The organism is Lyngbya sp. CCAP 1446/10, from assembly GCF_026130175.1.
In the GTDB taxonomy this organism is placed as follows: Bacteria; Cyanobacteriota; Cyanobacteriia; order Cyanobacteriales; family Microcoleaceae; genus Microcoleus.
The window spans coordinates 13,178-35,225 of the sequence record NZ_JAIGNI010000157.1 but is presented as its reverse complement, the minus strand read 5'-3'; the positions used below and the strand labels follow the sequence as shown (position 1 = coordinate 35,225).

Below are 22,048 nucleotides of genomic sequence, written 5' to 3'. Positions count from 1 at the left end.
AAATGTAGTTCCGTAGCAGAACATTGGGATTTTAGATCGAGAGATTGAAAATTCTGCTGTTTATGCCGTAAGATAGATACACTAACTATTTCCCAGCTAATGTTTGGCTTGGGATCAGCCGATATGGATGCAACAGTAAATGTTGTAGATTTGACTGCGGTGATGCCTGGAGAGCTCCCGATCGCGCAATTTTACACCTATTATGGAACCGCTTTCGGGGATGTGGGCGATCGAGACGGGCAACTAGCCCTCCGCAAACTCTTGCAGTTTCGCCACAACGGTCAAAAATCTCGCTCTTCCCGGCAAAATTTATACGCGCAGTATAAAACGCTACGCTCGCAGTTACCTGTTTGTCGTGGCTTTCCGCGAGGCTGTGCTGCCAGAATGCGATCGAGTTGCATCAGTGGCAGTTAATTGCATCGCTCGAAACAGTCCTCAAGCAAACAGATATTCTCGACCAACTAGAACGGAGGCCAGTTATTTACCAATATATGAAACCTTCCTATTTAGGGAATTTTATTTATAGTAATTAACCAGATAAATCGGGATAAAATGTATCAAAAATAGGCGACGGATTGGCAATATATTCCAGCCGCAATCCGAAACAGTTCGAGAGGGGGATACAAATAAAATTTATTTGGATAATTGTGTTGCAATGCTAGTAACTATGATGCACAACTTTTACGATGCGTTGGCAGATTTGGAAATCTATGCCGGTGCCACACCGATGGAGCGCCAAAAAATCCTTGAGCGCGTTGAGACAAGTCAGGAAAAACTCAAAGAATGTGCGCACCATACCCCGATCGATCACCAGCACAAGTTCGATTTGGTTGAGGCAGAATGGCTCCGTGTTTTGGGGAAGACTATAGAAGCAATGGAATTTTACGATAGAGCTATTGCTGGAGCTAACGCTAACGAATATTTGAATGAAGAAGCTCTTGCTTGCGAACTAGCTGCTAAGTTTTACCTGTCATTGGGAAGAGAAAAAATTGCCAGAGTCTACATGATAGACGCCTATAATTGTTATGTCCGCTGGGGAGATCGAGGCAAAATTGACGACTTAGAAAAAGCCTATTCTCAATTGTTGTCACCGATCGGGCAGCCCGCAAAACTCGCTACAGATTCATTAGCAACTTTCGCAATACCTGTCAAACAAAATCAATCTGTACCTTCATTAATTAATCCGTCTGTGTCGGCGACAGTCTCAGATTTCGGGAATTTTTCAACTCTGCTAAAAGCTTGTCAAGCGCTTTCTAGTGAAAGAGATCTGGATCAACTAATTGCCAAACTGATACAACTGGCGATCAAAAATACAGGCGTTGACAAAGGAGTGCTGATTTTGCAAAAGGGTAATCAATGGGAAATTGCTTCTGCAAGGGCGATCGATAATTTGGGTGTCGATCGGGCGATCGACTTATCATCCGCAACACTCGATGAAAATAGTGATATCCTGCCCCTAAAAATTGTTGATTGTGTTGAAAAATTGTTGAAACCTGTGATTTTGCGGGACATCGCTCAAAAAATTGATTGGGATTCCGATTCCTACATCCTCAAATACCAACCACAAAGCTTGTTGTGTTGGCCGATTCTCGATCAAGGTAAATTAATCGGCATTTTGTATCTAGAAAATCGGTTAACCGCAAGAGTTTTTACCCGCGATCGTCTGCAACGGCTGAATCTCCTATGTTTCCAAGCAGCCATCAGTTTGCAAAATGCTCTGCTATATCAAAAATCTCAGGATTACAGCCAAAAATTAGAGCGATTGCTAACAAAATTCAGTCGAGCCGAAGCTCAGCTTGCCGAGCAGAAACAAATGCTGCAAGCGATTCTTGATGTCGCTCCGATTTGGATTTGGATGGTTAATCCCAAGGGTAAAGTACAATTTTTCAACAAGACATTTTGTCAAGATGTGGGCGTGCCTCTGAGCGCTTTCCTAGCTGTCGAGCATTACAAAGATATACTGGGGGAAAATGCAGCGAACTGCCTGGTTTCAGATGCCGCCTGCCTTGCCCAAGATTCGCCCCATTACTCCAGCGAAACTCTCACATTGGTTGACGGAAAACAACACTATTTAGAAGTCACAAAAGTGCCGTTGAAAAATTACGATGACGAGACGATCGGAATTATTGGTTTGGGTGTTGATGCCACAGATCGCAAGCGCTCAAATGAGCTTTTGCAAGAGCAAAATCAATGCCTAGAACGAACTTTAAAAGATTTACAGCAAGCACAATTACAAATCGTACAAAGCGAGAAAATGTCGGCTTTGGGTAATTTGGTCGCCGGAGTCGCCCACGAAATAAACAATCCGATTGGGTTTATTGCTGGAAATTTGAACGAAGCTAAAAGATGTTTCGAGGATGTTATGGAACACTTGAATTTGTATCGCTCCGATGCACCGAAATCGGAAATTGCCGACCACGCGGAAGAGATAGATATCGATTATCTGTTAGCAGATTTACCGAAGATGATTGATTCCATGCAAGTCGGGTGCGATCGCATTTCCAGCATTAGCACTAGCCTCCGCACCTTCTCCAGGGGCGACAAAGACTACAAAGTTTCTTTTAATATTCACGATGGCATTGATAGCGCTATTTTAATTTTGAAACACCGCCTCAAAGCTAATGAACACCGTCCGCAGATTGAAGCGATCGCTAAATACGGCAATCTCCCTAAAATCGAATGTTTTCCCGGTCAATTGAATCAAGTTTTTATGAACTTGCTTGCTAATGCGATCGATGCCTTAGAAGAATCAAATCTAGGACGCAGTTTTAACGAAATTTCCGTCAAGCCCAACCGCATCAGCATTTCCACTGATGTAATGGGGGAAGATTACATTAAAGTTACAATTACTGATAACGGAACTGGGATGTCAGAAGAAGTGAAAAAGCAGATATTCGACCATTTGTTCACGACGAAAGCTGTCGGGAAAGGAACGGGATTGGGGTTGGCAATTGCCCATCAGATTGTGGTAGAAAAACATGGTGGAACTATCGAGGTGAATGCCGAGCCAGGAGTAGGGACTGAGTTTGCGATCGTTTTGCCAGTCAGAGGATAAATTATAATTAAAATTAAATTAGGACTTAGATAAAAAGTAGTTTGACATCCTACATATAGCTGTAAGGTGCGCACTGCGCACCCTACATATAGTAACTTGCCCAACAATATCTAATTTACTAACTTGGTAAATTCAATTTTATTATTTGTCCAACCGAAACTTCGTGCTTGTGCGTCGCTACCACCACCGCACCTTCTAATCGCGGATCGTAACATCCAACCCAAGCGGCAGGATGGCATTCGTGCACTAAATACCCGTACAACCAAATTGCTCCTCTACCTTCGATGACAATTCCTTGGCTGAATTGAGCATTTTCAGGGATTTTTAAACCTTGTAAATCTTCGGGTGTGATGATACCGTCTTGAGTTGTAATTCGTAATCGTAAATGTTGGTAAGCTAAACCGTCTTGAGTTTGATTGGAGATTATTGTTAATTCAATAGGGTTCATTTTTGAGCTATCTGTATTTTACGTTTAATTAGGTGGATTTACTTAAAATCCTATACTTTTTAGGGTAAATTGGGAATCCGATCGCCAATTTTCAATCCCAATTGGGCCGCCCTACCGCCTTTGAGCTCGATCACTCCGTCAACGGGAAAATCGGGGCCGTAGCTGGGACAGGTGTCGCTGAAACAGGGCGGTACGTTGGAAATTATCGCCTGCACGATGCCTTCCCGCAGAAAAATCATATCGAGCTCGATTTGCACGTTTTTCATCCAGAAACGCACATTGCGCGGGGGGGCGATCGGGAAAAGCATTCCCCTGTCATCGGGCAATTCTGTCCGAAACATTAAGCCAATTGCTTGTTCTTGGGGAGTTTGCGCTACTTCTAGTCCGATCCCGCCCGCGCCCGCGCCCAAAATAGTATTCACAGAAACTGGCAAAATTTGACCCATATCCATCCCACCAAACATTGAGATAAAGTTTGATTCAGTCAAATTAAATCTTCCTGAAACTACTCCTAAATAGTTACCAGAATTTTTATTTTGTATCAGAGTTTGGTTCTCAAAAACAGAAATATTTAAATCGCTAAACTTGATGCCATCTGTCAAGACAATTTTATCATTTCCGTTGCCAAAATCTGTAATTATATCGGCTTCAGTAACAGTAGATACGACGGAGGTTTGATCAATTACAAATAAATCATCGCCCGCGCCTCCTGTCAAGATATCTTTGCCTTCGTCGCCGATTAGCAAATCGTTACCCCGATCGCCATTAATCGCATCTTCACCTTGTCCTCCATAGATTGTATCGCTTCCTTGCCCTCCAAACAGGGTATCGGCGCCTTCGTTTCCGGCCAGTAAGTCATTGTCGCGATCGCCAAAAATTAGGTCATTCCCCGCCAAACCTTGAATTGTGTCATTCCCCGCAAATCCTCTCATCGTATCGTTTCCGGGAGTTCCCAGGAGAAAATCGAAGCCGAAAGTACCGTCGATGTTAACCATTTTGCGTTTAATAAGTAAGTCAAGTCATCACAAAAAACATAATATCTGGTAGCAGCGGGTTAAGCCACAATCTATAACATCCCAACCAATAATTTTATTCAAAACCCGCCCTCTCCCATGTAATGTTTATTTATAACCACCTACTTAAAAGGAAGCTTTGGCGATCGGCATCCGCCAACCGGTACCAAAAGCTCGATCGCTAATTTTCAAACCGGGCGCTGCTTGTCGCCGTTTAAACTCCGATTGCGTGACTAATTTTACTACACGCTTAACCACCGCTGCATCGTGTCCCGCCGCGATAATTTGTTGGGTAGATTCGTGATGTTCGATCAACCGCTGCAAGATGTCATCCAAAACATCATAACCAGGCAAAGAATCTTGGTCAACTTGCCCCGGTTTCAGTTCAGCACTCGGCGCTTTATTGATAATATTAACTGGAATCATCTCTTCTCCCAACTGAACAGCATTTCCCCCAATCCCGCTGTCAGAATTCAGCCACCGACAAAGCGAATAAACGCGAGTCTTTGGAACATCAGAAATGACTGCCAAGCCGCCATTCATGTCGCCGTAGAGAGTGCAGTAACCCACCGACATTTCCGACTTATTGCCAGTGGAAAGCAGCAAATGTCCGAACTTGTTAGAAATTGCCATCAACAGATTGCCACGAATTCGCGATTGAATATTTTCCTCGGCAATCCCGAAAGTGGTATTGACAAACAAATCGGCGAAAGTGCGATCGTAAGTTTTCATCAAATCGGCGATCGGCAATAGTTCGATCGCAATACCGAGATTTCGGGCTAATTCCAAAGCATCATTAACCGAATGATCCGAACTGTAAGGAGAAGGCATCAGCACCCCCAGCACATTTTCGGGCCCGATCGCGCAACTAGCGATCGCCGCCACCAAAGCCGAATCTATCCCGCCACTCAAACCAAGTACAACCTTAGAAAAACCGCACTTGCGAACATAATCTCGCACTCCCAAAACCAAAGCCGCCCAAATTTCCGCATCCCCGAATGGCGGTTCAAAACTTAAACCAGTTTCTGTTGTGGAATGGGCATCTTGCCCGTTCCCACCAGTGCTAATCAAACCTGCTTTTTGTGCTTCACATTCCCCTCCAAAATCACTTGTGGAACGGGCATCTTGCCCGTTCCCGCTGCCCATCAAATCTTGTCTATTCTCATCATATTCCAGTACAGCAAAATCCGTTGAAAAAGAAGCCAATACCAGAATCAAATTACCCTGACGATTCACCGCAAAACTGCTACCATCAAAAATAATATCATCATTTCCCCCGACCTGATTAGCATAAACAATCGGTATCCCTGAACGAATGACACTGTGCTGCAACATCGCCGATCGCACTCCCCGCTTCCCGACAGAATAAGGCGATGCCGACAAATTCACCACTAAATCCACGCCCAATTTTGCCAAATCGGAAATAGGATCACCCGCGTAACTGCGTTTACCCCAAAACTCCTCATTGTTCCACAAATCCTCACAAATTGTCACACCAATTTTGAGTTTACCAATAGTGAAATAATTACTGTTTTTTCCAGGTTCAAAATATCTATCTTCATCAAATACATCATAGGTAGGTAACAAGCGTTTATTAAAAACTTGTTGGACTGCGCCATTTTGCAACAAAACAGCACTGTTGAACAATAATTTTTCGCCGAGTTTTACAGCATCAGCATTAGGTAAGGCAGTCCCGACAATGACTGCCAAATCCGGTGGCAAAGCTTGCGCCAGTTGCAGCAAATGTGCGCCTGCGGCTGCGATGAAACTCGGGTTCATCAACAAATCGCGCGGCGGATAACCGATCAGGGAAAGTTCCGTTGTTAGCAATAAGTTTGCGCCCTCAACCTGCGCTTGTTTCGCAGCCTCCAGAATTAGGTTGGAGTTGCCAAAAATATCACCAATAGTAGGGTTTAGTTGTGCGATCGCAATTTTCATATCACCAATTCACCTAATAAGTCTTGCTAGCAGTCCGCCGATGCGGACTTAATTTCCTATATACCTAGACTTGAATGTCGGGAAACATTACTCATTACTCGGATTTGTAATGTTTTAACTCTTCCTCAATAAAATGATTGACCAAATGGCGGTAAATATTTTCAACCACATCAGGATTCAAACCCGATTCACTGGCCCACTCGCGTCGCTGCTGTAACATAGCATGAAAGCGATCGGGCGCTCTAACGCTCGCTTCACTCGTTTTGAACCTTGCTGCTGCGATGACGTATTGAAATCTCTTGCTCAAAGCCTCTATCACTTCTCGATCGATGATATCAATTTCCTCCCGAACTTCGTGAATATTAGCGCATTCATCAGGGTCTTTCATTGCCGGCACTCCTTAATAGCTTCTTTTCTCATACTACAAGAAAACTAGCGGAATGCTCCAAGCGAGCGTGACTTTAGTTCCCTCGATGAAAGCGAGGCGAGGGACTTCAGTCCCCTTCAGTCTTTCTTGTGAACTATTGTAACAGATTGTATTTGCTTTATACCAATTTTGTTATTGTAAATATATCGTGATGAGGTCGAAGTCATGCTAGTTTTTGAATTTAAAACATACGGAAAGCGACAGCAGTTTGATGCTGTCTATCAAGCTATACGAACAGTACAATTTATCCGAAACAAAGCAATTCGATTGTGGATGGATGGCGAAAAGATTGACAAAAACGATCTAAGTAAATATTGTGCAGTATTAGCAAAAGAATTTCCGTTTTGTGATGAATTGAACAGCATGGCTCGACAGGCGAGTGCAGAAAGATCGTGGTCTGCAATCTCCCGATTCTACGACAACTGTAAAAAGAAGGTTCCCGGTAAAAAAGGATTTCCGCAATTCCAAAAAGATAACCGCTCAGTTGAATATAAAACTAGCGGTTGGAAATTGGCATCAGATCGGAAATCTATCACCTTCACCGACAAACAAGGAATTGGGAAACTGAAACTAAAGGGGACGCGCGACTTGCACTTCTACCAACCTACTCAAATTAAACGAGTACGGCTAGTAAAACGTGCAGACGGGTATTACGTCCAATTCTGCATTCAAGTTGACCGTTCCGAAGCCGTAGAAATAACTGGTAACGCCATTGGATTAGACGTGGGATTGAAAGAATTTTACACCGATTCCAATGGTATTGCCGTAGAAAATCCACGATTTCTCCGCAAGGGAGAGCGTAGATTAAAGAAGTCCCAGAGACGAGTGTCAAAGCGCGTCAAAGGTTCCAATAACAGGAAAAGAGCTAGAGCGACTCTAGGAAAACGCCACCTCAAAATAAGTAGACAACGTAAAGATTTTGCTGTGAAATTAGCAAGATGCGTAATCCAGTCTAACGACTGTGTAGCCTACGAAAATTTGAGGATTAAAAACATGGTGAAGAATCACTGTCTAGCGAAATCAATTAACGACGCATCTTGGTATATGTTCCGAGTTTGGGTGGAATATTTCGGCAAAGTATTCGGAAGAATTACGATTGCCGTGACAGCCAACGGAACAAGCCAAGAATGCTCTAGCTGCGGAACGATTGTTAAGAAAAGTCTATCAACACGAACCCACGCTTGTAGATGTGGATGTGTTTTAGACAGAGATCATAACGCAGCTAGGAACATCCTAAGTCGGGGATTAAGTACGGTAGGGCATACCGGAACTTGGGGTAGCAATACTCCGAACGCTTGTGGAGAGTTGACCGCTACCGATGTTGAAGTAATTCTGCATCTGCAAGTCGATTCTATGAATCAAGAATCGAGCGTGGCGTTGATTCCCGCTTGAGTGTCAATAAATTGATCCCTGAATGTCAGTCAATTTTCCATTTTTAGATTTGAGATTTACTCCACCGATTAATCTGAGAGATTGAACTAGCGCCTAAAATTTGCGATCGACCCTAAGCCGTCGATGGATTCAATTTTTAGGCGGAGTCATCCAATGAACAGCTAGATAAACACCAATGGCTTATTTTTGAAGGGAGCAAAAGCAGCCGCATCAAAGCGGTACAAACTAGCAGGGCGGCCCGCACCTCGCGAAACCTTAACACGGGTATCGCACAAAAAACCCAATTTCAACAATCGAGCTCGAAAATTAGAATAATCCGAAAAATTTTCCCCCAAAATAGTCGTATACAATTGATACAGATCGCTCAAGGTAAAAAGCTCCGGCAAAACTTCAAAAGCTACCGGGCTGTATTCAAGTTTGTTACGCAGTCGCCGATATCCGTATTCGAGAATTTGATTGTGATCGAATGCTAGCTTCGGAACTTGTTGTACGGGATACCAAGCAATGCCGGCGACGCGGTGGCCGACACCCGCAACGACACTCCCAGCAATCAATTCAGCTTCCTCAAATCGCACCAAAGCAAAATAACTTACCGAAAGATAGCGATCGCCCCTGGTGAATTCTCTGGGATCGCGCCCTGGTTCTCCAAAAGTATACAATTGCTCTAAATACAAATTTTTGACCCTGATTTTCTCAGACAAAATGCGGTAAGCTGCATTTTCCAGAGACTCTCCGTGTCGCACCAAAGTACCGGGAAGACTCCAAGAATCTATAAACGGTTCGTCTTGCCGCATTACCAACAGCACCAACAAGCGGTTTTGCACGGTATCGACGGAGAAAATTACATTATCTACTCCTACTTTAAAATCAGCTAATGAGCAACTTTCGCTCTTTTTTGTGCCTCGTGCCATGCGTACAAATGCTCCCGATTAATGTAATCCTCGATAGTTGGAGTTAGGGCTTCGGTGTCTCCTGTTTCACGATAGGAAGTTGAAGAAACATCAGGAGCGTTCAAAGATGCGATCGCCACTTCTGCACCCAGCCGCCTTAACTGCCACAAATCTAACTGTTCTGACGGATAACCAGGCCGCGGTACAATCAGCAACTCCACTTCTTTTAATAACTGTTCAAATTTGTACCAGCGAGGCAGTTGTCCCACCAAGTCCGAACCTATTACCATCGTCAACTCTGCATCCGGCCACTGCAATCTTGCTTGTTCCACAGTTTCTAGCGTCCTCGGACTGCTGAGTTCTGGATGTAGGCAAAGATTGTGTCTCGGCGAATTAATTTCTTGAATGATTAACAGCAGCATTGCCGATCGATGTTCGAGGGATGTCTGGTGCGACTTGAAAGGATTGTCCGATGCCCAAACTGCTACCCAATCAAAATGCTGAGAAAGCCAACTCAGGATTGTTTTGTGTCCTGCTGTCGGCGGATCGGCACTGGTTCCAAATAAGGCAATTTTCTGCATAGGGAATCGTTCATTCAGTTGACAGTTGACAGTTGACAGTTGACAGCGACCTCTACCTAGAAGGAAGAGGATTTACTCGTTACCAGGCGACCGCCTGGTAATGCAGATCTGGAGGCTCTGCCGACCTTTTCCTAAGCGAGGCAGAGCCTGTGGATCGGGGTTCCCAGGCTAGAGCCTGGGAACCAGTTATAATTTCAGTTTTAAATTATAACCAATGACTAATTACTGATGACTAATGACTCTTTCTGGTTTTTTGAGTGAGAGTTTGCAAATCTGTAGAAATTTCCATCGGTGGCGAAATCGGGTTATTTAGTTGGCGAGTTTCTGCCGGGAGACTGGCGACAGAAGCAGCAGTTCGTTTGGCAATCTCGTCCAAACTTTCCGGTTTCTGCACTCGTTTGCCATCTTTGACAACTAATCTTATTAATGGTATGTAAGCCGCTGAATTATAATTCCCCCCCCCTGTTAGTCCCAAACAATCGCTGACAATTTCTCCATCTTTAACTGTTCTAAAAATTTGCTTTTTCCCTGGATATGTTACCTTGCCGCTTGCCTCCTTCATCACCGGAATTCCGTCAATTTCCACCAACTTATAAACACCGTTCACAGGCGAACCGCTGACCAACTTTGTTCCTAAACCGTAACCGTCAATGCAAGCGCCCGCACTTTTTAATTTAGCAATTTCGTGTTCGTCCAAATCGCCACTAGCAATAATCGGCACGCCCGGCAGGATCGATCGCACTTCCCGCGACAATTTTACCAAATCCCCCGAATCCAGCCGCACACCTTGCAACGGTATTTCACCGCTGTTTACTCGATCGGCCAACATCCGCGCCGCAGCCACAGTATCGTAAGTATCAATCAGTAGCGGTGCGCCCGGAAAATAGCGGTGAAATGCTGCAAACGCCTCCTCTTCGCTGCCTTCGAGAGCCGACACAGCCATTACTAAAGCATGGGCGATCGTACCAACAGGCTGGCGGCCCAACTTCAAAGCAGCCAAAACATTAGAAGTACCATCGAACCCAGCAGCCAGAGCAGCCCTCGCCGCCCACACAGCAGCTTGCGGCCCAAAAGCCCTGCGCGTCCCAAATTCCAGCAACTTAGCGTCAGGGCCCGCCGCATCCCGCAGCCGCGCAGCCCGCGTCGCGATCAAAGTTTGATAATTGATCGCATTCAGCAAATAAGTTTCTACTAACTGAGCCTGCCACAGAGGAGCCTCAATTCGCAATAGAGGCTGATTGGCAAATACCGCCGTCCCCTCTGGAACCGCCCAAACATCGCCAGTAAAGCGGGCTGTGGCGAGTAGAGTCCAAAATCGCTCCGGTGCCCCGGCAAAAATTCCGGTGGACTGCAAAGCCTGAATTTGCGCCTCGGAGAACCGAAATTTTTCTAGATAGTCGATCGCTTGAGCCAAACCCATCGCGATCGCATAACCAAAACCCTCTGGTAGCCTCCGCGCGAACAATTCAAAACTCGCAAGGCGATCGTCGAGCCCTTCTCCGACGTAACAAGCCGTCATCGTGAGCTGGTAGAGATCGGTCAAAAGGCTGTAATCTGCTGAGGAAACCGTCAGTTCCCCGTCTTCTAAAATTTCCTCAAAACCTGTGAGGTGCAGGCTTTCTGTCGCAGTTTTCATGAAAAACCCCGGACAAACTTATTTATTTAATTATAGTGATAAATACCATATCTTTTTGTAAATTTTTGATAAAGATTGCTGATACCATATTGCGTTTTTCTTAACAACGCTCTTGCACAGAGGGTTTTAGGTTAATTTGCGGATTAAGATTATGGTATTTTTAATAAAAACAGCGAATTTGAGTTTGTAGGGTGTGCAGCGCGCGATCGTGTTGATTTAGAGGCGCGCGGGTGCATTTGGAGTTTTGTGGAAAGCATTTTTTTTGTTTGAGGGCGATCGTCCGAGGTAACTGTCAACTGTTGAAAAGAAGTATTGCTACAAGAACGGCCGATGCGTCTCGGTGCACCCTACAATATTCAAGCAGAAATCTATCAGGTCGATCGCCCAAGCTTCGCAATTCCTAAAAGCTTCAGGTTGCTTCGATGTTGCGGACTAATAAGTAATTCAAACAAATATTGCTAAAGGAACCAAAAAACCGAAATTAATAGTAATCTAAGAAGTATCAGAAGCAATGACAAGAGAGGCAGATGTGATGAATCTTTCTAAATCTTTGGCAGATGCGATGCGTTACGTTTCCGAAGGTGCGATGAGGATTTTTAAACGGAACGATGACGATTATCCCAATACAGGAGTTCAGCCTTTTGAAGGTACGCCACCCAAAGGCTCTAAAAAAGACCCATGATTGGGCGATCGGGTAGTTTCTAGCGAGGTAAGCAAAGACATTTGCCTCAAGCAACAGCGGCAAGTTTTTCGACTACTTTTAAATATATTCAATTTTTCCCAGTTAAACAAAGTTTAGCTGGGATTTTGCCGTGAAAAGCAGGTATTGGTGGCGTTGGTGTTTTGAGTTTTATCAGAACTCAAGTCCTCACTAGGAACCAATTACCCAAAATTGATTGAGGAAAAAGGCGATCGCCGCACTGCCAATTGGCACAGTCAAATTGTCAATTCCCAACTTAGAAACCGACTCCAAAGTAGCAGCAACCAAAGCCACAACAGCCGACACCGCCCAAGTTTGCCAAACATTGCCTTGCACCGTCAGCAAAATCAAACTACTAACAGCAAAACTCACCAAATACATAGTTGCAGAACCTTCCCAACTCTTCTGGATTCCCCAAACTCGATAAAGATGTTTGCCGTATTTTTTGCCAATGACAGCGGCCAATCCATCGCCCCAAGCCATCACTAAAATGCCCAAAGCTGCGTATTCTTGATGTTGCAGTGGCCAAAACCAAGCTACGAGAACGCTGATACTAACAGCATAGAAAAAAGTCCCGAAACTCTTGCGGTTGATACTGTTAAGACTGGGCAAAATCGGAACTTGGTAAGAAATTAGGGCGATCGCACCTGCTAAAACCCCTGCCGAAATCCCCACCCAGCCGGGTATTTCCAGCCACCAAGCCAGCAAAATCACGTTCCCAGTACCGATGTGAACCACCTTCCGCGATACCTCAGCATCGACGGAAGTAAAGCGGTTTAACCCCTCAGCTACCAGCAAAATCACGCCCAACCAGGCTCCCACGAGGGAAAGTTGTAACCACACAGTCGGCATTTCAGATAATATAGACACGATAATTTAGGAAAAATTGCGATCGGGCACTGTTTACTACTTTAGTGGAGATTCAATCCATTTCGGCCGGAGAGGGTGATCGCGATTTAGGGAGCAAAAATTGGTGCTTTTTTAAGTCGATTCACCGAAAAACGTATTGACAATGTAAATACATCTTGGTTACACTATAAGCTATGGATGTGTATTTCGTACTCAATGGTGTAGCCTTCGTTTGGAATGAGGAGAAAGCTCGGATCAATCCCAGAAATCATGACGGCGTAACATTTCAGCAAGCCGCAGAAGCCTTCTTCGATCCGCTCCTAGTGGTGGTTGATGCAAGTCGCAACGATGAAGAGCGAGATGCTGTCATTGGTTTGGACAGACGTTGGAATCTTTTGTATGTCGTCTACATTGAGCGTGAAAACGACATCATTCGGATAATTTCGGCTCGTAAAGCCACGCGCAAGGAACGCGAATACTATGAAAATTGAGGCATTGAAAAAGCGGCTAGATAGAAATCGTCCCATGACAAGTATCACCATTCGGATGCCCGAAGATGTGATTGAAGATTTGAAACGAGTAGCGCCATTGCTGGGTTTTTCTGGTTATCAGCCCTTGGTACGTGCTTATATTGGACAAGGACTGCGATCGGATCTGGAACGTCTAGAAGGTGATACAGTTTCTGCCTTGATTGCCAGTTTGAAGCGTCACGGTGTGAGTGATGAAGTCATTCATGAAGCACTCAGCGAAGTTACTCAGCAGTGAATATTTAAAATTAGAGAAAAATAGGTTTGATTGCTATGCAGTATGTCTTAATTATTCATGAAGTCGCAAATTATGAAGGTTGGAAAAAGGTATTTGACAATGCTGCAACCATCCGAAAAGAAGCTGGCGAGCGCTCCTATCAGGTTTTGAAGTATGACAGTGAACCTAACAAAATTGTTCATTTTTCCGCCTGGACATCAACAACAGATGCCAGGGCGTTCTTTGAGTCACCTGCATTGGTTAAAATTAGAGAGGAAGCGGGAGTCAAAGCTCCTGAATTTATATATTTAGACCAATTAGACTCAGGAGTATTGTGAAATACATATTGTATATAGCCTTTCGAGCGAAAGATGAGAAAGGCTATATATCTGCCCATTAAGAGTAACTTTTTCATGCTTTCTTTAATTCCCCAATCTCAGATCGGAATCTTTACAAACAAAAATATCCCTCCCACCGATGCTGCAATTTGTACTACACTCATGGACTACTGGGACAGTTGGCGGGGCTGATTTTTCCGAGATTCTGAGTATAGCCGGATTTAAAAGTGCGATCGACATTGTGGGCGATCGAGAAATGGGCGTGATTTTTTGATCAGATGCTCTCTGAGTCTCCGATGCCGCATTTTATTAAGAAATAATACAATAATTTTACACATTGGGGAGACTCCGGGGGGGATCAAGTCAAACTATGCGATTAGCGATCGCAACGAACACTATTTTGATAAGATTTAGGATTCACCAAAAATTTGCTATTGTCCGTCGGGGTAAAAACAATGAGCGATCGACCAATCATTCTCGGTATTGTCGGAGACAGCGCAGCGGGCAAAACCACCCTGACGCGGGGAATTGCCCAAGTATTGGGGCCAGAAAATGTCACTGTGATTTGTACAGACGACTATCACCGCTACGACAGAAAGCAGCGGGCAGAAATCGGGATCACAGCACTGCATCCCGACTGCAATTACCTCGACATCATGCAGCAGCACCTCAGCCTGCTACGCACCGGACAAGCTATTCTCAAACCCATTTACAACCACCACTCAGGTACATTCGATGCGCCGGAATACATTAAGCCCAGCAAATTTGTAATAGTTGAAGGTTTACTGGGTTATTCAACTCGTGCAATCCGCGATTCTTACGATGTAAAAGTGTATCTCGCTCCCCCAGAAGAGTTGCGAACTCAGTGGAAAGTTAAGCGCGATATCATGAAGCGCGGTTATACTGAAGAACAGGTGCTGGCGGAAATGAAAAAGCGGGAATCGGATTCAGAAGATTATATTCGCCCCCAGCGCAAATTTGCCGACGTTGTAGTTAGTTTTTACCCGGCAGAAGCGGACAAAGAATCAAATTTAAGCGTCCGTTTAGTGCTCAGGCCGACAATTCCTCACCCGGATTTTACTGAGATTTTAGGTCGAGGCAGCGATAGTTTTCAACCTGCAATTCGCCTGGGACTCGATCGGGATATGGGCAAACCGGTTGACGTTTTGGAAGTAGACTCCCACGCTACTAACGAACAAGTAAACGAACTGGAAAAGATTTTGTGCAACGAAATGCCGCACCTGCGGGGATTTTGTTCTACCGAAGGCAATCCCGAAATTGGCAAACTGATCGGCACAACTGGCGAAGTTTTGGAAAGTTACCCGCTAGCTTTGACGCAGTTGCTAGTTTCATATCATATGATGAAGGCAATTCATCTGTATTAAGCTGTACTGCATTTAAATTGCATATTCGGGCGGGCTAGAAGCCCACCCCACAAGAGTTGGATTATTTATGTAGTTATTGTAGGGTGCGTCAGAGGGGAAATTATTAATTTATATTCAAAACATTCTGCCCTGACGCACCCTACAAACTATTGATTTATCACATGATAAAAGCAATTCATTTGTCTGAGTTTAGTTAGTGATTAGTGGTTAGTGGGCAGTTGTTATTGCAATAACCAATAACAAATAACCACTAACAAATAACCACTAACTAATAACGCATGATTTGAGAATCTGCTATTTTCCAAATGCCATCCCAATACTCCAAGGTATAGCGAACTACCCTAGTATTAAAACTGCTAGTCTCGACTCGATCATCTCGGTAGACTGTGGCATCTTCCGTGACTCTGACTTCAATCGTGGCTTTGTTTCCAGAGACTGCGAAACGTTCGACGGATTCAACTTTTTGAACACCATATCGGTAGTGAGAATTAGTGATTCTCAAGTTGTCAATCCCTTTGACTGTATCACTATACAAAATACCTGTAGTCATTGTAGCCAACAATTGGCGATCGAACGGAGGAGCAAATATTTTCTGTTTTGCATCCAGCCACCGACCAATTAAATCCGAAGCTTGTCCGAGAGTAATATTCTGAGCTTCACTAATATAATTTTCGCAGTAATTTGTTGCTAACGGTTGTCTGGTGCAAGTAATATGTTCCGCTTTCGCGGGCGGAGTCAACCACAAAGGAGTTAAGATGGCAAGTAAGATAATCGGCTTCATATGTTAGAGTCCTCAATAGTAATCCGATCTACATCCTTCACTAACGACATTTCGGAAATTGAATTGTCTTGTTTTTGTCACAATTGAGGATAAATCCTCAGTGCTGGGAAAGTCAGATTAGCAGTAGCAAATTGCTGAATTGGCTGCGAGACTGGCAACTGACTTTGAGGTGCGGGCAGCATTTCGCCTCGGAAGTCCAGGATGGTAACGAGTAGCAGGTAGGCAAATGCTAACATTATAGAAATCACGCCGGTGATGATAGCAATAATTTTTGAACGATCCATATTCAGATATTTTTAAGTGCAGCTAATATTAGTTTAACATTAAAAAGAGCAATTATGACGAAACTTATGCAATAGAATATAATCAGGTGCTACTTATTTAGATGACGAAAATGGAACCTTTTATAGATGCGCCAACTTCCACCGAGATTCCCGGATCTACCCCTGTGGTGGAAATATTTAATCTGGGGAAGTTCTACCGTACCGGCTTCTGGATGAACGAAAAAATAGAATCGCTCAAAAGTTGCACTCTGACTGTTTCTGAGGGGGAAACTTTCGGGCTGTTAGGGCAGAATGGAGCGGGGAAAACTACGCTGCTGAAGACTTTGCTGGGGATAGTGCGGCCGACTTCTGGCAGGGGGCTGCTGTTGGGGAGGCCTTTGGGCGATCGCAACGTGAAGCGGCGAGTCGGCTATTTGCCAGAAAATCCCTACTTTTACGATTATCTCACGGGCTGGGAATTCTTGCAATTTGCGGCGGGTTTGTTTGAAATTCCGACCTCGATTCAGCGGCAGCGAATTCCGCATTTGCTAGAGTTAGTTGGTTTATCTCAATCGGCGGCAATAAAAAAACAGTTGCGCCAGTATTCTAAGGGAATGCTGCAACGAATCGGCATGGCTCAAGCTTTGATTAACAATCCCGATGTGGTATTTTTGGATGAGCCGATGTCGGGTTTAGATCCGATGGGGCGCTATCAGATGCGGGAGATAATTTTATCGCTGAAAAATCAAGGGAAAACGATTTTTTTTAATTCGCATATATTGTCGGATGTGGAGAAGATTTGCGATCGGGTGGCAATTTTGGCTAAGGGTGAGTTAATTTGCATTGGTGCGATCGACGAACTCCTGGGAAATACTGAAACTTACCGGGTTGAAGGTAGGGGTGGCCACTTGAATATTCTGAAAAAATGGATACCGGATATGGAAGTTGATAATGATTTGTGGTACGGTCATTTGCAGGGAAGTCCGAAGGAGTTTATTTCTAGTCTGAGCATGAGTGGAGGGCAGCTAATTGGGATGAATTTGGCTAAGCCTTCTTTGGAAGAGTTTTTTATGCAGCAATTGCAAGAAAGAGGAATTTATTCGAGTGGTTGATGTTGAAATCAAGAAACCAGGCGGTGGAAAATCGGCTGTTGAAATCAAGAAACTCGGCGGTGGAAAATCGGCAGAAACCAAAAAACTCGGCGGTGGAAAATCGACAGAAACCAAAAAACTCGGCGGTTGAAACCGCGTCTACACAAACGAAGTCCGCCTTCGCGGACTAAGAAAACGGGCAAGATGCCCACCCCACAATACATAAAGTTTTATTGTGGGGTGGGCATCTTGCCCGCCCCTGAAAGGCTAATGTTTTTCACTTCCGCTAACAATGGCAACTCTATATTTCCACACACTAATTCTGCACAATTCCACTGTCGCAGATATTCACAAACTCCCGAAATAATCGCATTTGCTGCATCCAAATCCCCAGCTTGACACCCGTGATAATGCGCTCTGATCAACGGCTTAATATCCTCAATATGTTGCCATTCACATTCAGGTTTTAGGGGAATGCTGATAAAATAGCGGTAGGCTTGGCGGTGTGCGGTGCGAAAGTTTTCGGGATTTTGATTCAATATTCGATCGCCCTTTTCGCGCACTAACGGATGCAACTGGTAAGACAATCGCTGACAGTCATAATAGAGCAATTGTCGGCGTTTGAGAGCGAGAATAATATTTTCTTTGAGTTCGTACTTGCTAACTTCCGGCATTTGAGCGGCTATTCCCGCAAAATTCAGCGGATATTCTGCGGTTTGATAGACAGAAATTCGGCTCAAGCAAGTTCGCTCAATGTCACTGAGACGCGCTATCATTTCATCGAGCAGACTCTCAATCGGTCGAGTTAGCAACCAGTCTCTATCTTGCAAGAATTTGCTGACATTGCTTTGATATTCGCTGTCATCGCGAATCAATGAGGCTATTAGTTGCAAAGCTTGGGGATGTCCTTGATAGCGCTGGGCAAGTTCGGTCATCTCTTCTATTGTACCGATTAAGTTAAATGATGTCAATAGGGCAATAGCGCAATTATTTGTGAGTCCATCAATGGTAATTTCGCGGGTAATTGTTGGCGGCAATTCTGCTAAGGTTTCGCGGCTGATAAATATGATTTTACTTTGATGTGCTGTTTCTATAAGTAGTTTGAATAACCAAGCGTATTCGGATTGGGTTTCGGCAAAATATCCGGCTGTTTCGGCTCGCCCAAATTGCAAAATGGTTTCTAGGCGATCGCACACAATTAAGCATGGTTGATTTTTGAGCAATTTTAGCAGTTTTTCAATCTTTTGGAATGTGTGCACTGGGGCGGCACTTGGTGCATTTTGGATCGGAAAAGTTGTATCTGCGGAGGAAAGTGCAGATAGGAGGGAATCGAGAAACCAATCAAATTGAGGTGCTTGGTTTTTGACGAATTCCAATGATTGCCAAGCGACGGCGACAAAGGGATTGTTTTCTGTTTGCAGTTGGCGGATGAGTTGACTGATGAGGGTTGTTTTGCCGATTCCGGGTAAGCCGACAAGGGCGATCGCATTTGGGGGTGGATTTCGGTTATCGAGGTTGAGAATCAGGGTTTTGAGGGTGTTGAGGTGGGATGTGCGATCGAGCCAATTCCAGACTAAGGGTATGTTGTCGGGAAGTGCGAATGTGCGATCGGTTTGGGTGTCTGGGGCGATATCTGCGATCGAGGCGGCTAAAAGTGGTTCTGTTTTCAGAATTTTGTAGCCTTCAGCAATGTATTCCCAGTTGTGTATTTCTACGGCTTTGCAAATATTGATAAAGTTCTCTCGTCTAATTCCTTTTCTCGCCCAAAACCGCTTTAAGGTTGCTGTTGAAACTAAAGCAGCCATACACCAGCTATCCTCAGTTTTATTCCATCCGAGATTACGTCTTACCATGTCAATGATTTTTAGCCCTTCTTCGGATGCTCTGAGCAAACCTGCCATTTTTACTCCTCTACCATAATTTTGCCCCAATTTAATTATAGATCACATCCAAGAGCCAAATGAGCCAAATGAGCCAAATGAGCCATTTATATTGAGCCAAATGCTGATCCACCAAACATTATATAGCTAAGGTAATATATAAAAGATCCAAGCTAATTTAGACATGAAAAAACTATTTCCCCCACTTTTAGTAGCAACTATTTTCACTACATTTATTCCTTTCGTACCCAGTGTTCATGCCCAAGATGGACAAGATCCAAGGGATAATAATAAATGTGAACAAAATGCACAAACCCTTACCTCAACATCAGGGGGAACTTACGGGATAAACCCCTTCAGTAAACGAGAGATAAGAATTGAATTGCGAAAATCCGATCAGTGTCAAGCTAATTGGGTTAAAGCTGATGTTCCAAAGGGTACATTTTTGTATCTTAAAGATAAAGATGGTAAAACCTACGTTGGGTACACAACTCAAGTTAATGGATGGAACTATGGAGATATGATGAACTACCGCACGCCATTCAGTGCTTGCGCTAAACTTCCTGATGGACGAGAAGTGTGTACAAGTATCGTTGGAAACTGAAACAACTAGAAGAATTTTGCTGACAAGTATCGACTAACTTTGAGTCCGATTGGGGGATAAAAGTTGCTAGTGTATTAACAGATGAAACGTGGTAAGGTTTACTGAAAGTTAGATTAACACTCGAACACAATTAACCTTTTGCCACTTCTTTCAAACAAGAGCGATCGCCCGGTGCGTCAAAAAGAGCGATCGCCCGTTCCCCCATCCGCCTCCATCAGCGTGTATCTGCGGTTCAAAAGAGCGATCGGCCGATGCGTCAAAAAGAGATCTCGCCCTTACCCCCATCCGCGTCCATCAGCGTGTATCTGCGGTTCAAAAGTGCGATCGGCCTTACCATAGAATTATCAGAGCTTTCGGAGGTAAAATTTAATCAAGAGCCTCCAAATCATTAAAAAATGCTGGCGCGAGTAGTGAATTGTCCATCCCGATTTAGGAGTGCGCTGTTAACATAGAAACATCATTCCCTCCCAACCCATCAAAATCTATGAAAATAGAAGACTATCCACTTGCCAAAGAATTAATATTCGATACCGAAGGCAACATCAGTCAAGTCATTCTCAACTATACCGACTATCAGTATCTCCTAGAGGCGATCGAAGATAGAGGACTTCTCCAGGCTATGCGCCAAGTAAAAGATGAAAAGCCGTTAAGTTTACAGGAAGCACTTGCCGAACTCGAAAAAGAATGAAAGTCGAATATTTGCCCAGTTTTTTAAAGGATTTAAAAGCTCTTAAAAGTGCGCCTGTCTTTGAGCAAGTCAAAGCGATCGTTTTTGAGGAAATTCCCAATCTTACTAATTTACAGACAATTATTAACTTAAAAAAATTAAAAGGCGATGACAAGGCCTATCGGCTTCGGGTTGGCGACTATCGAATAGGTTTTTATTTTGATGGCGAGACTATTACTTTTGTAAGGGTTCTCCACCGGAAAGATATTTATCGCTACTTTCCGCCATAAATCTGTTTTCCAGATACCTTTAATTAGCTTAAGTGCGAGATCCCTTCCCCCCCCTCCGCGTCCATCAACGTGCATCTGCGGTTCAAAAGTGCGACCGGTGCGTCAAAAAGGGCGATCGACCTTTCCCCATCCGCGTCCATCAACGTGCATCTGCGGTTCAAAAGTGCGACCGGTGCGTCAAAAAGAGATCTCGCCCTTTCCCCCATCCGCGTCCATCAACGTGTATCTGCGGTTCAAAAGAGCGATCGGTCTTAATCTATCCTTCTATCTGCCCTAAAAAAGCCATTAATTAGCAAACAAACTCGGCTCTACATAAAAAAAACTACCCAGAATCACAGCCTGCTCTTTGCTGATATCTCGCTCACCATTAACCAAGCCATACACTCCTTCTTCAGAGCCAATAATTCCCATCAAATCCGCAGGTTTTAGCGATCGCTGTTCCATCAAAAATAGCAACAATGAATTAGGGGTAGCCGTAACTCCCGGTGCATAATATTCTTGCTCAAATTTTTCAATCAATGCAATCAACAATTCATACAACTCATCTTCTTCAGGAGTGCGATCGCGACGGTGCATTAACTCTTCCACAATAGCCAAAGCCTTTTCATTCTCAGCTTCTGTTCTAATGATTTTCGGCTGATACTGAGACAATAACTCTGTGTATTTATCTGGATTAAAAATAAGGGTCATTTTTCCATTTCTCCTTATCATACTCAGCATGAGTAAGAATGTATTTGATATAAATCAATCGGCTTTCATAATCGATACTAACTATTAATCTATAATTGGTGCCTTTGATGTTGAAAACGGTAAAACCTCCAACTGCTTCTGCTTTAGGAAAAACAGATTGCACCTCAACTAAATTTGACCATTTGGCTTTCGTAGCAATTTTAAACCAGTTATCTAATACTTCCCGACAATCAGCATGACTTTCGCTATATTCACGCACTCGCCGATAGCTGATTATGTGCATCTGCTATATTTGGCAATTTTAACTAAATTCTATCTTAGCTAAACTAATTTATTTTGTCAATAGTGGATGTACCGAGCGCTATAGAAGCTCTTCAAGAACTCAA

27 protein-coding genes and 2 pseudogenes are annotated in these 22,048 nt (G+C 44.0%); 16 read left to right on the top strand and 13 right to left on the bottom strand.

The genetic code is table 11. The features are described 5' to 3' along the window. Nucleotides 1-123 precede the first annotated feature (123 nt). From K4039_RS29210 to K4039_RS30060, 3 genes and pseudogenes are all read left to right on the top strand, one after another. Nucleotides 124-414 (top strand): hypothetical protein, encoded by a 291-nt coding sequence (locus K4039_RS29210; RefSeq protein WP_265240021.1) that lies wholly within the window; start codon nt 124-126, stop codon nt 412-414. Nucleotides 415-655: 241 nt separating this feature from the next. Then, a pseudogene (locus tag K4039_RS30065) lies at nt 656-2,161 on the top strand (GAF domain-containing protein); the annotation flags it as partial. A 33-nt stretch (nt 2,162-2,194) separates the two neighbouring features. Next, nucleotides 2,195-3,055 (top strand): annotated as a pseudogene (locus K4039_RS30060) (sensor histidine kinase); the annotation flags it as partial. 118 nt (nt 3,056-3,173) lie between these two features. Here the strand turns inward: K4039_RS30060 and crn3 are convergent. From crn3 to K4039_RS29185, 4 genes are all read right to left on the bottom strand, one after another. Continuing rightward, nucleotides 3,174-3,503, bottom strand: coding sequence for a CRISPR-associated ring nuclease Crn3/Csx3 (gene crn3, locus K4039_RS29200; RefSeq protein WP_265240019.1), 330 nt, complete (start codon nt 3,501-3,503; stop codon nt 3,174-3,176). A 59-nt stretch (nt 3,504-3,562) separates the two neighbouring features. Then, nucleotides 3,563-4,498, bottom strand: coding sequence for a DUF192 domain-containing protein (locus tag K4039_RS29195; RefSeq protein WP_265240018.1), 936 nt, complete (start codon nt 4,496-4,498; stop codon nt 3,563-3,565). A 144-nt stretch (nt 4,499-4,642) separates the two neighbouring features. Next, on the bottom strand, nt 4,643-6,454 hold the full coding sequence (locus tag K4039_RS29190; RefSeq protein WP_265240017.1) for an NAD+ synthase: 1,812 nt from the start codon (nt 6,452-6,454) through the stop codon (nt 4,643-4,645). Between the two features lie 94 nt (nt 6,455-6,548). After that, the gene (locus K4039_RS29185) at nt 6,549-6,842 is read right to left on the bottom strand and encodes an isochorismate lyase (protein WP_265240016.1); all 294 of its coding nucleotides are present in this window, start codon (nt 6,840-6,842) and stop codon (nt 6,549-6,551) included. Between the two features lie 204 nt (nt 6,843-7,046). Between K4039_RS29185 and K4039_RS29180 the strand changes: the two genes are divergently transcribed. Continuing rightward, a complete protein-coding gene (locus K4039_RS29180) occupies nt 7,047-8,273 on the top strand; it encodes a transposase (RefSeq protein WP_265240015.1) in 1,227 nt (408 codons plus the stop codon). A 161-nt stretch (nt 8,274-8,434) separates the two neighbouring features. Here the strand turns inward: K4039_RS29180 and K4039_RS29175 are convergent, their stop codons facing one another. From K4039_RS29175 to K4039_RS29165, 3 genes are all read right to left on the bottom strand, one after another. Continuing rightward, the gene (locus K4039_RS29175; RefSeq protein WP_265240014.1) at nt 8,435-9,184 is read right to left on the bottom strand and encodes an NUDIX hydrolase; all 750 of its coding nucleotides are present in this window, start codon (nt 9,182-9,184) and stop codon (nt 8,435-8,437) included. After that, complete coding sequence (locus tag K4039_RS29170) at nt 9,145-9,744, bottom strand: nicotinate-nucleotide adenylyltransferase (RefSeq protein ID WP_265240013.1); 600 nt, start codon at nt 9,742-9,744, stop codon at nt 9,145-9,147. The genes K4039_RS29175 and K4039_RS29170 overlap by 40 nt, the downstream gene beginning before the upstream one ends. Nucleotides 9,745-9,976: 232 nt before the next feature. Further along, complete coding sequence (locus tag K4039_RS29165; protein WP_265240012.1) at nt 9,977-11,380, bottom strand: nicotinate phosphoribosyltransferase; 1,404 nt, start codon at nt 11,378-11,380, stop codon at nt 9,977-9,979. Nucleotides 11,381-11,891: 511 nt separating this feature from the next. Here K4039_RS29165 and K4039_RS29160 point away from each other — a divergent pair. Next, entirely contained in the window at nt 11,892-12,062 is a 171-nt protein-coding gene (locus K4039_RS29160) for an isochorismate synthase (protein WP_375339849.1), read from the top strand. 189 nt (nt 12,063-12,251) lie between these two features. Here the strand turns inward: K4039_RS29160 and K4039_RS29155 are convergent, their stop codons facing one another. Beyond that, on the bottom strand, nt 12,252-12,932 hold the full coding sequence (locus K4039_RS29155; protein ID WP_375339850.1) for a diacylglycerol/polyprenol kinase family protein: 681 nt from the start codon (nt 12,930-12,932) through the stop codon (nt 12,252-12,254). Between the two features lie 191 nt (nt 12,933-13,123). Here K4039_RS29155 and K4039_RS29150 point away from each other — a divergent pair, with 191 nt between their 5' ends. The 5 genes from K4039_RS29150 (at nt 13,124) to K4039_RS29130 (ending at nt 15,396) form a co-directional block, all read left to right on the top strand. Beyond that, nucleotides 13,124-13,420, top strand: a complete 297-nt coding sequence (locus K4039_RS29150) for a BrnT family toxin (RefSeq protein WP_265240010.1) — start codon at nt 13,124-13,126, stop codon at nt 13,418-13,420. Continuing rightward, on the top strand, nt 13,410-13,694 hold the full coding sequence (locus K4039_RS29145; RefSeq protein WP_265240009.1) for a hypothetical protein: 285 nt from the start codon (nt 13,410-13,412) through the stop codon (nt 13,692-13,694). The genes K4039_RS29150 and K4039_RS29145 overlap by 11 nt, the downstream gene beginning before the upstream one ends. A gap of 35 nt (nt 13,695-13,729) precedes the next feature. After that, nucleotides 13,730-14,011: a putative quinol monooxygenase gene (locus K4039_RS29140; RefSeq protein ID WP_265240065.1), complete on the top strand. Its 282-nt coding sequence runs from the start codon at nt 13,730-13,732 to the stop codon at nt 14,009-14,011. Between the two features lie 139 nt (nt 14,012-14,150). Then, nucleotides 14,151-14,285 (top strand): hypothetical protein, encoded by a 135-nt coding sequence (locus K4039_RS29135; RefSeq protein ID WP_265240008.1) that lies wholly within the window; start codon nt 14,151-14,153, stop codon nt 14,283-14,285. Between the two features lie 181 nt (nt 14,286-14,466). Continuing rightward, complete coding sequence (locus tag K4039_RS29130; protein ID WP_265240007.1) at nt 14,467-15,396, top strand: phosphoribulokinase; 930 nt, start codon at nt 14,467-14,469, stop codon at nt 15,394-15,396. Between the two features lie 268 nt (nt 15,397-15,664). On the opposite strand, the gene K4039_RS29125 is transcribed toward K4039_RS29130, so the two are convergent. Next, nucleotides 15,665-16,177 carry an ARC6/PARC6 family protein gene (locus K4039_RS29125; protein ID WP_265240006.1) on the bottom strand — a complete coding sequence of 171 codons (513 nt, stop codon included), beginning with the start codon at nt 16,175-16,177 and terminating at the stop codon, nt 15,665-15,667. Nucleotides 16,178-16,254: 77 nt separating this feature from the next. Then, nucleotides 16,255-16,461 (bottom strand): hypothetical protein, encoded by a 207-nt coding sequence (locus tag K4039_RS29120; RefSeq protein WP_265240005.1) that lies wholly within the window; start codon nt 16,459-16,461, stop codon nt 16,255-16,257. Between the two features lie 110 nt (nt 16,462-16,571). Between K4039_RS29120 and K4039_RS29115 the strand changes: the two genes are divergently transcribed. Beyond that, nucleotides 16,572-17,552, top strand: a complete 981-nt coding sequence (locus tag K4039_RS29115; protein ID WP_265240004.1) for an ABC transporter ATP-binding protein — start codon at nt 16,572-16,574, stop codon at nt 17,550-17,552. Further along, nucleotides 17,545-17,682, top strand: a complete 138-nt coding sequence (locus K4039_RS29110) for a hypothetical protein (RefSeq protein WP_265240003.1) — start codon at nt 17,545-17,547, stop codon at nt 17,680-17,682. Before K4039_RS29115 ends, K4039_RS29110 begins: the two co-directional genes overlap by 8 nt. A 79-nt stretch (nt 17,683-17,761) precedes the next feature. Here the strand turns inward: K4039_RS29110 and K4039_RS29105 are convergent, their stop codons facing one another. Further along, the gene (locus K4039_RS29105; RefSeq protein WP_265240002.1) at nt 17,762-19,432 is read right to left on the bottom strand and encodes an ATP-binding protein; all 1,671 of its coding nucleotides are present in this window, start codon (nt 19,430-19,432) and stop codon (nt 17,762-17,764) included. A gap of 163 nt (nt 19,433-19,595) precedes the next feature. Here K4039_RS29105 and K4039_RS29100 point away from each other — a divergent pair, with 163 nt between their 5' ends. The 4 genes from K4039_RS29100 to K4039_RS29085 all read left to right on the top strand — a co-directional run bounded on the left by K4039_RS29100 (nt 19,596) and on the right by K4039_RS29085 (nt 20,972). Continuing rightward, nucleotides 19,596-20,015 (top strand): DUF2690 domain-containing protein, encoded by a 420-nt coding sequence (locus K4039_RS29100; RefSeq protein ID WP_265240001.1) that lies wholly within the window; start codon nt 19,596-19,598, stop codon nt 20,013-20,015. Nucleotides 20,016-20,153: 138 nt separating this feature from the next. Further along, a complete protein-coding gene (locus K4039_RS29095; RefSeq protein ID WP_265240000.1) occupies nt 20,154-20,354 on the top strand; it encodes a hypothetical protein in 201 nt (66 codons plus the stop codon). A gap of 145 nt (nt 20,355-20,499) precedes the next feature. Then, nucleotides 20,500-20,703: a hypothetical protein gene (locus K4039_RS29090; RefSeq protein ID WP_265239999.1), complete on the top strand. Its 204-nt coding sequence runs from the start codon at nt 20,500-20,502 to the stop codon at nt 20,701-20,703. Continuing rightward, a complete protein-coding gene (locus tag K4039_RS29085) occupies nt 20,700-20,972 on the top strand; it encodes a type II toxin-antitoxin system RelE/ParE family toxin (RefSeq protein WP_265239998.1) in 273 nt (90 codons plus the stop codon). Before K4039_RS29090 ends, K4039_RS29085 begins: the two co-directional genes overlap by 4 nt. Before the next feature lie 285 nt (nt 20,973-21,257). On the opposite strand, the gene K4039_RS29080 is transcribed toward K4039_RS29085, so the two are convergent. Then, entirely contained in the window at nt 21,258-21,662 is a 405-nt protein-coding gene (locus K4039_RS29080) for a type II toxin-antitoxin system HigA family antitoxin (RefSeq protein WP_265239997.1), read from the bottom strand. Beyond that, nucleotides 21,646-21,945: a type II toxin-antitoxin system HigB family toxin gene (locus K4039_RS29075; protein WP_265239996.1), complete on the bottom strand. Its 300-nt coding sequence runs from the start codon at nt 21,943-21,945 to the stop codon at nt 21,646-21,648. Before K4039_RS29075 ends, K4039_RS29080 begins: the two co-directional genes overlap by 17 nt. Nucleotides 21,946-22,048 lie beyond the last annotated feature (103 nt).

Coding starts and splice junctions, on each gene's coding strand:
- K4039_RS29210 (WP_265240021.1), top strand. CDS start 124: ATGGATGCAACAGTAAATGTTGTAGATTTGACTGCGGTGATGCCTGGA.
- crn3 (WP_265240019.1), bottom strand. CDS start 3,503: ATGAACCCTATTGAATTAACAATAATCTCCAATCAAACTCAAGACGGT.
- K4039_RS29195 (WP_265240018.1), bottom strand. CDS start 4,498: ATGGTTAACATCGACGGTACTTTCGGCTTCGATTTTCTCCTGGGAACT.
- K4039_RS29190 (WP_265240017.1), bottom strand. CDS start 6,454: ATGAAAATTGCGATCGCACAACTAAACCCTACTATTGGTGATATTTTT.
- K4039_RS29185 (WP_265240016.1), bottom strand. CDS start 6,842: ATGAAAGACCCTGATGAATGCGCTAATATTCACGAAGTTCGGGAGGAA.
- K4039_RS29180 (WP_265240015.1), top strand. CDS start 7,047: ATGCTAGTTTTTGAATTTAAAACATACGGAAAGCGACAGCAGTTTGAT.
- K4039_RS29175 (WP_265240014.1), bottom strand. CDS start 9,184: ATGGCACGAGGCACAAAAAAGAGCGAAAGTTGCTCATTAGCTGATTTT.
- K4039_RS29170 (WP_265240013.1), bottom strand. CDS start 9,744: ATGCAGAAAATTGCCTTATTTGGAACCAGTGCCGATCCGCCGACAGCA.
- K4039_RS29165 (WP_265240012.1), bottom strand. CDS start 11,380: ATGAAAACTGCGACAGAAAGCCTGCACCTCACAGGTTTTGAGGAAATT.
- K4039_RS29160 (WP_375339849.1), top strand. CDS start 11,892: ATGACAAGAGAGGCAGATGTGATGAATCTTTCTAAATCTTTGGCAGAT.
- K4039_RS29155 (WP_375339850.1), bottom strand. CDS start 12,932: ATGCCGACTGTGTGGTTACAACTTTCCCTCGTGGGAGCCTGGTTGGGC.
- K4039_RS29150 (WP_265240010.1), top strand. CDS start 13,124: ATGGATGTGTATTTCGTACTCAATGGTGTAGCCTTCGTTTGGAATGAG.
- K4039_RS29145 (WP_265240009.1), top strand. CDS start 13,410: ATGAAAATTGAGGCATTGAAAAAGCGGCTAGATAGAAATCGTCCCATG.
- K4039_RS29140 (WP_265240065.1), top strand. CDS start 13,730: ATGCAGTATGTCTTAATTATTCATGAAGTCGCAAATTATGAAGGTTGG.
- K4039_RS29135 (WP_265240008.1), top strand. CDS start 14,151: ATGCTGCAATTTGTACTACACTCATGGACTACTGGGACAGTTGGCGGG.
- K4039_RS29130 (WP_265240007.1), top strand. CDS start 14,467: ATGAGCGATCGACCAATCATTCTCGGTATTGTCGGAGACAGCGCAGCG.
- K4039_RS29125 (WP_265240006.1), bottom strand. CDS start 16,177: ATGAAGCCGATTATCTTACTTGCCATCTTAACTCCTTTGTGGTTGACT.
- K4039_RS29120 (WP_265240005.1), bottom strand. CDS start 16,461: ATGGATCGTTCAAAAATTATTGCTATCATCACCGGCGTGATTTCTATA.
- K4039_RS29115 (WP_265240004.1), top strand. CDS start 16,572: ATGGAACCTTTTATAGATGCGCCAACTTCCACCGAGATTCCCGGATCT.
- K4039_RS29105 (WP_265240002.1), bottom strand. CDS start 19,432: ATGGCAGGTTTGCTCAGAGCATCCGAAGAAGGGCTAAAAATCATTGAC.
- K4039_RS29100 (WP_265240001.1), top strand. CDS start 19,596: ATGAAAAAACTATTTCCCCCACTTTTAGTAGCAACTATTTTCACTACA.
- K4039_RS29090 (WP_265239999.1), top strand. CDS start 20,500: ATGAAAATAGAAGACTATCCACTTGCCAAAGAATTAATATTCGATACC.
- K4039_RS29085 (WP_265239998.1), top strand. CDS start 20,700: ATGAAAGTCGAATATTTGCCCAGTTTTTTAAAGGATTTAAAAGCTCTT.
- K4039_RS29080 (WP_265239997.1), bottom strand. CDS start 21,662: ATGACCCTTATTTTTAATCCAGATAAATACACAGAGTTATTGTCTCAG.
- K4039_RS29075 (WP_265239996.1), bottom strand. CDS start 21,945: ATGCACATAATCAGCTATCGGCGAGTGCGTGAATATAGCGAAAGTCAT.